Source organism: Bacillus sp. NEAU-Y102 (assembly GCF_054788175.1).
In genome coordinates this window covers 201,240-214,397 of record NZ_JBTWFK010000004.1, presented here as the reverse complement: position 1 = coordinate 214,397, position 13,158 = coordinate 201,240, and the positions used below count along the sequence as shown (strand labels likewise).

Genomic DNA, 13,158 nt, shown 5'->3' with positions numbered 1-13,158 from the left:
ATGTTCCTCCTTAACTTAAACGTATTGCTTTCATAGAAACATTAAAAGTAGAGTTTGCTACGCCCCTATTTTCTATATAAAGATGGACCTTGTTTGTATGATCTTTATCCTCGCAAGGAATGGCTAAAATATCATATGTTCTTTTTTCTGATAAACTTTTATAAATTTGATTCCCTTTCTCTTTTTGGTCGTACATAAATAGCATTGCTTCAACATTTGAATCATTTGTAACTTGAATCGTGCGAATATCGTATTTGTTACAACCTACATCCAATGGAGTATATAGAGTTTTTCCTGGTTCAATTGTAATTTGTATATTCCTCTCAATAAGGATTGATGGTGTAATCTCACTTTCGGATGTATATCTATATAATTTCATTACAGTTCCCATATTGTATTCACCTCAATTATGTTTTAGATGAATATTAAAATAAATTGGTTCAAATGCTAGGAAATTTGTATCCTTCACAACCTTTACCCAAAAATCACGAGTACTTTGTGCGGCTACTGAATCAATCTGTATTTTATTTAAATAGCTTGTTCCATCTAACGAAATAAGTGCCCAGGTGTAACCGACTTTCTCCATGTACTGTTGAATGGATAGTTTTATATTTGTAGCAGCACCGATGTTATCATTTACGATTGTCATTTTTACAATACGTTCATTATTCATCATGTAACCTAAGTTCGTTGGATCCGTTGTATTTAATTCTTCGCTATTCATTTTGATTTGTAGGGATGAACCCATGCAATACATATCCCCACCGTAAAAGGTAGCTTGTTTCTTTGCTATCAGTTCGTTTTCCTCGTCATATATTTCTATGATTCCCTCAAACTCTAAAGAAGGAAGTAGAATATCAATGCCTGTATGAGCTGCAGCTACAATGTTAGTAGACAGGATATTATCTGCAGTATCTTTTAATACAACCTTATAATTTTCATATAGTTGGCGCAGACGTAACATGTTGCTTGTTGTCATAATAATTTTATTGATGTCTAGCGGTACAAATCCCTCTGCAGTTCCTCTTTTTAAAACAACACCAATTCTTTTTGCTGCTAATGAGTCGTTATCCGCATAATCAAAAAATGTATCTGTCTTTGTGTAAAAGTCCCATTGATCTTCCTTACAAATTGCCATCCACTCTTTATTGATTTGTGAACCATTAACAGCATAAGATTCAAGGAATTCAACCTTATTCTTTTCATTTTGATAGATCAGTAAGCCGCCTTCATCTCCTTCTTTTGTAGGAGCATAATCCGCAATAACCTGGATTGCAAAGTTACTTTGTGGTTTATCGATTAAAAGCATAACGTCTTTATCTGCAGAATGATTCATACGTAAGAATCCTTTTTTTACAGCATTGTTAAATGCATTTGATGGCGACATAAGCCATTTTGGATTTATGGTATCAAAATCATTTACAAAGATTTTTCCACTTTCCTTTTCGTATAGTGAGACCTTAGATTTTTTTTCCAATTCTAAATTTAAATAGTCTATTGCATATAGAAAAGTAAATCTTCCTGTATTACTTCCAGTTGCACGTATTGTCACTGTATGCTCCTTATTTTGTAAATTTAAATCTTCATAAACTACTGTAAACTTTGATGTATGAGCAGAAAGGTTAACGGTTCTAGAACTTCCATCAACCGTAACCAAAAGAAATGAGCTTTTTGGTACCTCGTCATGTCCCGTAATAATACGAAATCCTGAACCAAAGAATGTAAAAGATAACACTGAAGAAGGTGCTTCAGAGGTCGCGTACCATGCGTTTCCTGTTTCTGCATTTTCGTCACTACCCACAGCGAACCAGCCTTTCGAACCATTAAGGTTCACCCCCTTAAAAAAAGTCTCTATATTAGCTGGTTGACAATTTTTTCTTATCCAACCACTTTCGGGGGTGGATAAAATCTTGCCGATGCTCATCATTTTCTACACTCCTTATCTTGTTTTCTTCCAATTTGAATTTGTCCACCAAGATTGACGACTATGCCTCAGCCATAACTTAGGATCATCATTTTCTTTTTCGATAACTATTAATTCATCTGGTTTTTCTGTATCTAGTACTCTCTCCATTTCGAATAGTTCATTATCCTCTAGAACTGATTCTCTTTCTGGTGTGCGTTCAAACCGTTCATATTTGTCTGTAACGCTTTCTAATTCATGTTCTCTATAAAATGTATCTACTTCATTAGTTACAGCTTCTATGCTAGTCTGTCGCTCTACTAATTCATGTTCACTAACAATTGCATATTGTTCAGATTCCATTGCTGCATGTACAGTTTCAATTACATTTGTATCTGTTGTTATAACTTCTTTATCAGCTGGTGTTATATCAGAGATAATTCCGCCCTCAAATTCACGTATACCATTAAAAGCTTCTTGCTCTGTAATAAGGGCTTGTTGTGAATCTTGTTTGTAAGAAATGTCTAAAGTTATGTGTTCAGCATCTAAGATAACTGGAACGGTGTCCGAAGCTACTTCTTCAATTACTGCCGTTGTATGTTCTTTCGTTGCTTTTTCAGATTCAATTGTTTGATCTAGCTTCATTTGCATCACATTTAGTGATTTAGATGAATCATTAAGTAAGGCAATACGTGTTTCTAGTTCTTTTTGAACACGGCCAAACAAATCGAATTCCGGAAGATATACAGGAATACCAAGGCCCTCAAATAAATCAAACTCTTCTATGGTAGCTTGTAATTCTTTTTCGGTTTTATTGGCAACTTCATCAGTATTTACATTAGTAATAATTAAGCGTTCTTTTAATCCGAATGAACAAATTTCATCTACATGTGTAAGTACTGCAGTATCCTCTTTATCTACTTGATCCAGTTCAACTACAGTTGCTTGCAACTCATTTTTCACTTCTGCAAAAGTAACGTCTGGCGATGCGCCTTGTAATTCTTTTAAGATACGATGAGAATAATTTGCATCAGTAATATCGGCATTTATTTCATGTAACCTTTCTGCTTCTTCTGCGACAATTGTCTGTATCACGAATATGTTTTGCGATTTATTCGCATCATCAGTTCCGGAAATATCTTTAACAGATAATACCCGTGAAGCATTTTTAACTTCTTGTCCTACCTCTATAGCTGCAGTAAATAAATTTTCTTTATTTGCGAATTCTTGTTGATCGGCATAAACAGAATCAAGTGTTTCTACGATACGTTCAAATGCGTGTGTTGTATCTACATTCGCATACTGTGCTTTTGTTCTTGTAAATGATGTAGATTCATTTCTTTCAGAATCAAATACATTTATTTTCTTGCTTACTTCATTATTTGCAATAACATCTGCAGCAATTTCCTTTGTTCGAATAGTTTGATCCAGGTTAATTTGCTCTACATCTATTTCACGAATTAAATACGCGCTTTCAATATCTTCATAAGGAAGCAGGTCCACATTTTCAATTTCTTCTAAGCGGTTCGATTCATATTGTGTAGCAATAGATGTTTCAATGTCTCTTTGCATACGAGCAAATAAATCATAATCAGGAAGATAAACCGGTATCCCCATACCATTGAACAAATCAAATTCTTCTATAATACCTTTAACTTCTCGCTCTTTTGTACCAAATTCAAATTGTGCCGGAACATGAAGAAGTATTTCTTTTTGCTGTATATCACCAGTTTCATTTTCGACAATAGATACAGGATATATATTTGGAACTGCAGTAGATAAAGTAACTTCTGCATGTGTAGCTTTTAGCTCCCTGGTAACAATATTGCTCGTTTCATTATGCATTGATACAGCTTCATAATCCATTGTAACTCTGTCGGCCATAAGGTCATTATAAAAACCCTCACCGTATACAATACGTGCAACATTTACCCATTCTGGTAATACTTCCACACCAGCAGCGAATTCACGTAACTTACCTTTTAGTAAATCCTGCTGTATGATCGGCGCAACTTCATATTCATTCGTTATAAGATTTGTTACATCAGAAGCGTGTACCATTGCTTCTATCTCACTTGGTTTTTCGCTCTCTACCCCTTCGATATGGTTTATATCGAAAATTCGTCTATGTTGTGTTGATTCTTCTGCTGAAATTAGTTGAACAGAAATACTGTCCATTCGTTGCGAATGCTGCATTTCAATGTTGGCCACATTTATATTTCGATTTAAACCAGAATCAGTTGCATTTGAAATGTAGGCTTCTACCTCTATTTGTCGCAATGCATTCTCTACAACATCTGTTAAAATCCCTTTTGCTCTTACTTTTGTGGCGGTTACTCCTGCGTTATCTTCTTTAACAGCCTTATATCTCGCATAAGGAGCAATGCAAATTGGATAATCAACATCATTTTTGTTTTCTGTATTTGCTGGTGTAATAGAAAAAGAATAAACTTTTTCATTCCGATCTGGTCCAGAACCAACGACAACAACATGACTTTTTTCTTTGGTACATATAGAAGGGGAAGCAATAGAATAAACTTTTTCACTCATTCTTCTGCTACCCCCTTATGCTTAAATATCTTCTTTGTAGATTGCTAAACCAATTGGATTAAATGGTGTTGCTTTCGCTTGTGTCATAGGACAAACTGGCGTTGTTGGTAATGTGTAACGATATAATTGAGCCATTTCATAAGCGCCTGTGATTTCAGAACCAATAACCGGTGCTTCGTTAAATGTAACGGTCTTATCTTCTGCATTGTATACATAATCCGCTTTTTCTACTTCTTTACATGAAATGAATAATCTTAATGTTTCGCCCTTTGGCTTATGTTCTAAATGAAATACTTTACGGTGTCCGTCACCTTGTCCAAGTACTTCATCTACAACTGTTTTTTCAATTTCTAGCTCATCGGCTTGCTGGATATTCTTTGGATGAACTGCATAAACATCATCTAGCTTTCCAACATATCCATCGTTTGGATGAACAATATAAATTTGAGATAAATGATATTTACCACTATAAACCGATGGATTAAAGCGTCCTTGTCCACTATCTACTGACATATCATGAGTAATGAAAGCTAGATAATGATGTTGGTACATGGCTCCTGTGCTTGATTGTGATAATTGAACCGTTTCGTTTCCGTTTGATGTATCAGAACCGTAATCAAGTGGCGCATTACCAATTTTCTTATTTGGTGAATAAACAAATTGGTCGCCTGGTCTGCAGCCACTTAAAATAATCATATTTTTTCTTGGTGCAACATCGAATGTATATAATTTTCCGATATACAGCGGAACAAATAATGCACGAACTGGATTTGGTGTTGGATCGACACGCATAAACATAATTAAGCGGTCCTTGTTTGCGTTCCCATACAGATAAACAACAGAGTCGCGATTTAATTCTTTAGAGAAACGCTGCTCCGGTGTAAAACTAATTGATGTATAAGGGGATGGGTTCACAAAATTAATCGTAGAATATACTTCGCCCATAATACTTTCCATCTTTTGTACATCGAAACTTGTTTTTGCCGTTAATGTATCCAGTGTTCCGTCTTCTTTTGGTAATAAGAAATAAATACCGCTAATCTTAATTGTTGTATCTGCTGCAGGTGCGGTTTTAAATACAATTTCCGTTTCAGTGAACGAATACTCGCTAGGATCAACAATAGTATTATCCTTGTAAACTACGGTCCTACTTTCGTCAAAGTTAGGGAATGGCAATGCGAAGTTCTTTTTCGTTCCATTTCCTTTTCCTAATTCCCCTAATTTATCACCGGAAAGGATCTCTTTTTCAATAAAGTATCGATTGAAAGTAAATAGCAGCATGTCATTATTCGGTTCATATGTGTTGGTAGCTAATCTATATTCGCATGTAACTTTATCGCCTTTTGCAATAGCGGTAGTAAATGTTACTTTTCCTGTAGTTGCATCCACCTTATATTTACTCTTTTCTTGCTCAAACCCATTTACATATACAATGACAGAAGGGCCAAGAACAGGAGAAACAGGGATAGAGAAGTCTTTCTTTACTCCATCCCCCATCCCTAATTTACCTAGTGGAGAATCTGCAGAAATAAACCGGCTATCAGTGAAATCAGAATCAGCAGTATCATACGCATTTGCTATACCGAACCTTCTGCGTTCTCCATCACTTCCTAACGATTCAAACAACCTTACATCAATAAATTTTGAAATGCCGCTCTTGATTTGGAAAAATAGCGTTCGTTTCCAACCGTTATCAGCAAATAGTTTTTCTAATTCTTGCGGTAATGTTTGTAAATATACGACTTTATCAAACCACATATATGTACACTCCTTTATACTGTTTTCTCAAAAATACCTAATCCAGCAGGACGGTACGCCGTAGCAGGTCTTTTTGTAATTGGTGAAATAGCATCTACATTAAAGAATTTGTAAATGTCGTGTGAATCCGGACAAGTATTCTTTCTAACTTTTAATCTATCGCCATTTAATAGACCTAACGGAGACAATAGGATCATATAAGGTAAATATCCACGTACACCTTCATCTGGATGAACAATATAAGCACGAGAAGTATGTACTTTATTGCTATAAACAGACGGGTTAAATTGATATTTATATTCGTCATTATCTTGCGATTGCCATGCTAGTGAATATTGACCACCATCTTTACCAACGCGATCTGGTGGCATTGCATTAGGCGCTACATTCCAAGCAATAAAATGAGCCTGGTACCTTGCTCCTAATCGTGAACGTTTAATAATTACGTTATCAATACCATTACCCGGAGAACGTGGATAAGACTTTATGACAGGCATGTAGTTTTCTACATTTCTATATGGTTTCGTATCGTTAAAATCGAATTTGTGTGATGCCGCTTCGTTTCCAGTATCAAAGGCTGTTCCCGCCCATAAAGCGTCACCTAATGTATCATCATTTGCATAACTTTCTAATTGGCCCATGTAAAGTGGCGTAACTGGAACCACATTATTTTCAAAAGCTGGTGTGTTATCTGCTTGTATTAACAACACAACGCGACTTTCATCAACTTGGCCATTAATCCGTACCAATGAATCCGGCCACCAATTTGTTTGAGCATCGATACCTTGTAAATTCGTATTTCGTAATGTTACTTTCACCCAAGGGGACATCATGACTTGTGTCTCTGCTTCGTCATAGGAGTAAACTTTGTAAGATATACCATTATTTACTTTTGGAGTAACTGTTATTTTGGTTAATTCTACATCTAATAATACTTTTTCAAATTTATTAGATTCATAAGGAAGAACAAGTACACCTTCATCAGCAACGCTTGGTTCTTTTTCAATCATGTAAACATAAAAACAAGAACGATCCCTACCGCTTTCTAGACGTTTTTTACCGTCTTCGGCAAAAGCTTTCTTTCCTTCTTCATTTGTGAAGTTGTATTTAATCTCTGACTTTTTAAGTGACCATTTTGAAATTTGAGCAATTCCATAAATAGAACCGCTATTGTTCTTCACTAACATGTGTTTACTCATGCCAAATTCAAATTTTGTATCATCGTCAGATTTCTGTTCCATATCTGGATAAACAGCTCTGAAAAATGATTTTACTTTCTTCCATCCGTTAGCGATTACCAATTTAACAATTTCGTCTTGGAATTCGCCTTCTGTATACATTTTTTCAACGTATGCCATCTATTACACGCTCCTAATCTCTTAATAGTTGGTAATTAAGCCATATAGCTTTTTTCTCTGCAGAAGCATTGTGGTATTCAAACTTTAGTTCTGCATTAGCAGGTATAGGTTTTACAATGGAGAAATTAAATCCCTCCGGCACATCTTTTACATAAACCTCTTTAAATACTTGTTGGCCATTAATAAATAAATTCCAGTAGTCCGAGTCACTGTAATGTGAAGCAGCTACAGAAAAAGCAATCATTTCTGTTTCGAATGGTAATGAAAACTTATCTACATGAATTTCATCATGTATACCAACTCTTCGCCCTTGTATAAATGGCTCTGTTTTTGTTGGGAAGTAAGGTGCGTCGAATCTTCCACCAGCCATATAGGTAACAGCAAAACTCATCAATGCGCCCCCTTATCTTAAAAAGTGCAATTCAAACCAAACTGTTTTATCAAGAATTCCTTGGTTATGGAATCGAAATACAATTGTGTCTCCTGCTTTAACCGCTTTATAAACCATAAAGTGCATCCCTTCCGGAAGCCGCTTTGTATAAATATCTTGGCAAACGATTTGTCCGTTTACGATTAAATCCCATTTATCATCTAATTCGTAAATGGAAGAACTAACACTAATTGCGTAAATCTCCATATCTGCAGGTAATGTATATTTCTTTTCATCGGTTTTAAATGATGTAGAATCCATAATGAAACCAGGTATGAATGGTTCTGTTTTAGTTGGATGAAAAGGTGGATCTAATCGGCCACCGGCTAAATAGGTTGTTTCAAACAAGAGCAATCACCCTTTTTCTTGTATTAAAAAATTCCCGTGCATCATTACGACACATCGGGAATTGGTAAATCAGATAGTATACCGTTACCTTTATTAAGAAGTCTCGGCTGCACACGCTCTAATTGCTTTTGTGCATTGTATATTAATTGTATCTCCATCTCTTTTCCGGTTACTTTATGAGAGATAAGAACCTTTTCTAGCATACCTTGTGAATTAAAGACTAAATCATAGTGTAAATATTTATCTCCATCAACTGCAGACAAACGAGCGCCATCACGAATGAGGGTGTAACCTTCTGTCATGCCTTCTTTAAATACATCGTTTGGGTCATTACCAGGCATGGGTTTACCACCGGTATATATTTGCCTGTCAATTAATCCTTTCATCAAATACATGATTGGATCATATAAGTTTTTTTGCATTATCATAGAATCACCCCTAGTTCACGCGCGTAACAGACCATGTTTTGGCTGGACGCTGGATATAATAGTGATTTGCATCTTGATTTACCCGAGGAAATGATAAATCTGGTAAAGAACCATAATCAAATAAGATATTATTCTGCGTATCCAGTACTTGCAAACGTCCAGTAAGAATCCCTTTTGGGTTTCGTACTGCTTCAAACACAATAATATTCACACCGTATTCAAGTGGAATATCAACATATGTCGGATTGTTCCGGATGAAATAATTTTCTTCGATTAATTTATCATTACAGTAAATATTTAATAAATCGCCATCCTCTAAATCCCAATCCCAAAGTTTTAAACGTAATGTATCTACATTTACTGTAATACCGGTTATATCTGTATAGGGAGTAGGTTCATACCCATAGTTAACAGTTAAATCTAAAGTTTGATAGAACCCATCATCTGCAGATATCATCGTATTGATACCTTTAACGAAGTAATTCCATTGTTGGCCAGAATCTCTATTGTAAACAGAAATAACATCAAATAATTGAATCCTTGGATCGCCAACTACTGCTACTGTTAATGTTCTGAACTTCTGAATCGCTTTTAAATGATAAGCTGCAGCAACCGCTCTTCTTGCAAAGAAAGTTGTTGCCCAGGGAACTTCTATCATTTCCTCTCGTAAATCACCCTGTGATACATTTTTTAATAGAAACGAATTTAGAAATCCGTTTGCGTAATCTCCACATTTAACAACAATACTATTACTTATATCCTGGTCAGTTAGCTGCATATCTAAAGAGATAAGGTTTTCGCCTTCTCTAAAACTAAACTTTGCAGGTTCATTAATTGCATAGTCTGGCATTTTCATAAATGTACAACTTCCGTCTGGTTCGTGTTTAATATAGTGGAATGTTGTATCTATAATATCGCGAACAATTTCATCCCATTTTTGAAATCTCTTACCGGTTGCTCCTTCCACAATCCAACTTTGATTGGTTCCAGGAATATTTACTCTGTTACCGTGTAGGACAACACCAGCTTTTTGGAAGAAGAACTTCACAACATCATAAACATTACCGGTAGGTGCAACAATTTCATCTGATCCAGGTGTTGGGATTACTGATTTATGTAAAACCTTCTTATAAGATGTAGTGCAGGTAACTGAAATCGTGCCGCTTTCGGCATTTACCTTCACATCAGATACAAAACCATGTATATAAGGTAATGCTTCCTCACCGTAGCCAATAGACACTTTAAATTCAGTCTGCGGATATAGCTGGTTTGTATTTGTTACCTCACTGTTATAAAACCATTCTGAAATAGAAGAGAACTTACCATACCAGTTATCAGGAGCCATTTGACCGTATTCATTCGCAAAGGTAATAGTAAATGTACTAGCAAACTGATCTGCGTTCTCCTGCACTTCTAAGCCTATTACACGATGTTGTATTTGTACGTAAGAAGAAGAGTCTCTTCTTTTCATATAAACAATTAAATTAGGGGAGTTATTCCCAACTTGGAAATAGCTCCCCAACATTCTAATTAAAGAAATAGATCCTTCTCTCACATTCCATCAACTCCTACTCCTGCTTGTGACATGGACATTAATTTACATTTTGCTATGACTAACGTTCCTTTTCGTATTGCATCTACTTCATTCGGCGGAATTATACCCCCATAGGTACCGTAATCACCAGTAATAATATGAGGACGGTATATTTCCCTCATGAAATCACGCCAATAACTGATATCTTTAAATAGTACAGTGAATTCTACTTCACAACCTTTGCTACCTGCACTTTGAGAACGCGGGTATCCATGCATGACATTATGCAATTTTAAGCCATCTAGTGATTTTGGTAATTTTGTTTGTTCAATCTTTTCGATATTAGGTACATGCCCAAATGCATAGTAATGTACGTCGCGTATATATGCTATGTCAGAGGAACCATAACCGATTGTTGTAAATTCAATTGTTTGTGGCCCTGCACCTACAAAGATTTCTCTCGCTTCCCAATCATAAGGACCTCGTGCTCTGAATCTTTCAATCCCATTAACTCGAACAACAAAGTATTTATTTGGTAGCATTCCATCAGAATCAATAGGAACCTGGGACAAAAACGAAAAGTTATATGTCCCTGGCCATGAGAAATTAATCGTATATCGTATTGTATTTTTTACTTCTGCTGCATCGCCTAAGAGATGGTATGAACCACCTCTTCTATGCAATGTTTTTAATATACTCATACATTTCGCACCGCCATTCCCATTAGATCATCAGCAACTACGTTTTGTAGCAGCTTTCTCATTTTTACAAAGTCGTCTGCAGATTGTAGTTTTTCAACAGAGACTTTAAATGTAGCATTTTGAATTGTTACGCCATTATCCGTTTTCTTTTCGACGTGGGTTTGTCCAGCAAATGGATGTGCAGTTTTCCCGATTAAATCTGCAGAACGTGCGCCCATTTGTCCAATTTGATTAGATACATCGGTTACTAGTTTCATTGGTTTAGGTGGAACAACAGCTTTATTTAATAGTTCAGAAGCTTTGTCTACTGCAGGAATCATTTTTTCCATCCCTACACCAAGACCTTCTGTAATATAGCCCCCGTATTCCATCATTAACCGGGATGGGCTTCGGATACCAAAGAACTTTAATACTGCTTTAGGTATTCCCGAAACAACTCCTTTAGCTTTTTTTATAAGCCAATCTGCCATGCCGGACATACCTTCACCGATACCTGCGATAATATCTTTTCCCCAACTAACTGCATCTTTTGCTACATTTTTTACTATAGAACCAACTTTACTGAATACATCCTTTACAGTATCTACAACCCCTGTAAATGCACCAGTGATTGCTTTCTTTATAGTTTTAAAATTACTAACAATAAATTCTTTTATACCGCCAACAACATCAGTTATTGTGTTATATAATTTATTGAAATTAGTAATTACAAACCCAACAAATTCACGAACTGCATTAATGATTGTAAACTTTATAAAATTCCAAGCTGATTGAATCACATTTTTAATTGTGTTCATAACGCTAGAAATTGTATCTTTAATAGATTCCCAAGAAGATTTCACAAAATCTTTTAAGAATTTTAATACTGTAGTAAAGGTTGATTTAATTGCATCCCAGGCTTTTTTTACAATTTCCTTAATCGTGTTAAAAACACTGGATATTGTATTTTTCATTTTTTCGAATTCGGTTTTTACGTACTGCTTTATTAGTGCTAAAGCCATAGAGAAAATTCTTTTAATAGCATTCCATCCAGTAGTGAAAATTTTCTTCCAAGTGTTAACTGCCTTTTGGACACTATTCTTAATGAATTTCCATGTGCCATTTACAATTTTTTTCAAACCGCTTAATGCTAGATTAAAAACAAATTTAATAGCATTCCATCCAAATTCAAAAATGTTTTTCCAAATTTTAATGTTGTATTCAATTCTTTGTTTTATATATTTCCAAGCTTCTTCTAAGACTTTACCCAAAAATGATGAAGCAGATTTGAAAAGTTTTTTTGTACCATTCCAAAATCCAGAGAAGAACTTACCTAAACCATTCCATGCCTTTTTTGCACCTTTTACGGTTGCGTCCCAAGCTTTAGAACAGACATCGCCAATCCATTTAACTGCTTTCTTGGTGTATTTTACGATGTCATCCCAGTTTTTGTAAATTAGATATACTAATCCTACAATTGCTAGTATGGCAATCGTCCAGGGATTCATCAGTAAGGTCATCATGGATCTGCCCAACAGCGCTAGAGCTTTCCCGATTCCACCAAACATACCGATAAGTTTAGGGCCGACTTTAAGAATACCTGTAAATAATAATGGTACTTTAGTAAGTATTGGTACTAGGAATCTTAATGAACCAACAAATGCACCAACTCCACTTGTCATAAAGCCCATCATGGCGACTAATGGACCTAATACAGCGACCATACCTAAAATTGCTACAACACCAATTTGAATTGGCTTAGGCATAGAACTAAATGCTTTTGCAGCAACTTCTACCGCTTTAATAATTGGAGGAAGTGCAACTTCTGCAATATCTAAAATAGCTTGTCCTAATGGTTCTAAAGATGCCATTGTAGTACGCATTAACTTTTGCCAACGAACACCAAAAGCTTCTTGCTGTGTCTTCTGCATTTTTCCCATTGTGCCCTCGACATCGCCTAACGCTCCATTTGCGTTATTAAGTCCTAAGACAGCTTGAGCACCCATGTCTTCCCATTTTGTCATTTTGTTATCGTAAAGGCTTTTTATCCCTTACTTCTTACACTTCATATTAGTGTAAGCTCGGCATACGTTTTCACTATTAAAGTGTCGCGGTCTCGTGGAGGGATTATATCTTTTCACCCTCTATGCTCTGCCCCTGACTACACTT

At 35.7% G+C, this 13,158-nt stretch carries 11 protein-coding genes; all 11 read right to left on the bottom strand.

Annotated elements, in window-relative coordinates; genetic code table 11:
- Positions 1 to 10 precede the first annotated feature (10 nt).
- Genes ACYFX0_RS12945 through ACYFX0_RS12895 form a run of 11 tightly spaced genes read right to left on the bottom strand, consistent with a single transcriptional unit; the run spans position 11 to position 13,013 of the window.
- Positions 11 to 391, bottom strand: a complete 381-nt coding sequence (locus ACYFX0_RS12945) for a hypothetical protein (RefSeq protein WP_460270674.1) — start codon at positions 389 to 391, stop codon at positions 11 to 13.
- A 12-nt stretch (positions 392 to 403) separates the two neighbouring features.
- Positions 404 to 1,927 carry a hypothetical protein gene (locus ACYFX0_RS12940; RefSeq protein WP_460270673.1) on the bottom strand — a complete coding sequence of 508 codons (1,524 nt, stop codon included), beginning with the start codon at positions 1,925 to 1,927 and terminating at the stop codon, positions 404 to 406.
- A 12-nt stretch (positions 1,928 to 1,939) separates the two neighbouring features.
- Positions 1,940 to 4,453, bottom strand: coding sequence for a hypothetical protein (locus ACYFX0_RS12935; protein WP_460270671.1), 2,514 nt, complete (start codon positions 4,451 to 4,453; stop codon positions 1,940 to 1,942).
- A 21-nt stretch (positions 4,454 to 4,474) separates the two neighbouring features.
- The gene (locus ACYFX0_RS12930) at positions 4,475 to 6,211 is read right to left on the bottom strand and encodes a hypothetical protein (protein WP_106103594.1); all 1,737 of its coding nucleotides are present in this window, start codon (positions 6,209 to 6,211) and stop codon (positions 4,475 to 4,477) included.
- A gap of 14 nt (positions 6,212 to 6,225) precedes the next feature.
- Positions 6,226 to 7,569, bottom strand: coding sequence for a hypothetical protein (locus ACYFX0_RS12925; RefSeq protein ID WP_460270670.1), 1,344 nt, complete (start codon positions 7,567 to 7,569; stop codon positions 6,226 to 6,228).
- Between the two features lie 13 nt (positions 7,570 to 7,582).
- A complete protein-coding gene (locus ACYFX0_RS12920) occupies positions 7,583 to 7,960 on the bottom strand; it encodes a hypothetical protein (protein ID WP_000006649.1) in 378 nt (125 codons plus the stop codon).
- Between the two features lie 12 nt (positions 7,961 to 7,972).
- Entirely contained in the window at positions 7,973 to 8,347 is a 375-nt protein-coding gene (locus ACYFX0_RS12915) for a Low copy number virion structural protein (RefSeq protein WP_454517887.1), read from the bottom strand.
- Positions 8,348 to 8,391: 44 nt separating this feature from the next.
- On the bottom strand, positions 8,392 to 8,775 hold the full coding sequence (locus tag ACYFX0_RS12910) for a hypothetical protein (protein ID WP_151577218.1): 384 nt from the start codon (positions 8,773 to 8,775) through the stop codon (positions 8,392 to 8,394).
- A gap of 10 nt (positions 8,776 to 8,785) precedes the next feature.
- Positions 8,786 to 10,330: a hypothetical protein gene (locus ACYFX0_RS12905; protein WP_460270665.1), complete on the bottom strand. Its 1,545-nt coding sequence runs from the start codon at positions 10,328 to 10,330 to the stop codon at positions 8,786 to 8,788.
- The gene (locus ACYFX0_RS12900; protein ID WP_460270663.1) at positions 10,327 to 11,010 is read right to left on the bottom strand and encodes a hypothetical protein; all 684 of its coding nucleotides are present in this window, start codon (positions 11,008 to 11,010) and stop codon (positions 10,327 to 10,329) included. Before ACYFX0_RS12900 ends, ACYFX0_RS12905 begins: the two co-directional genes overlap by 4 nt.
- Complete coding sequence (locus ACYFX0_RS12895; protein WP_460270661.1) at positions 11,007 to 13,013, bottom strand: phage tail protein; 2,007 nt, start codon at positions 13,011 to 13,013, stop codon at positions 11,007 to 11,009. Before ACYFX0_RS12895 ends, ACYFX0_RS12900 begins: the two co-directional genes overlap by 4 nt.
- Positions 13,014 to 13,158 lie beyond the last annotated feature (145 nt).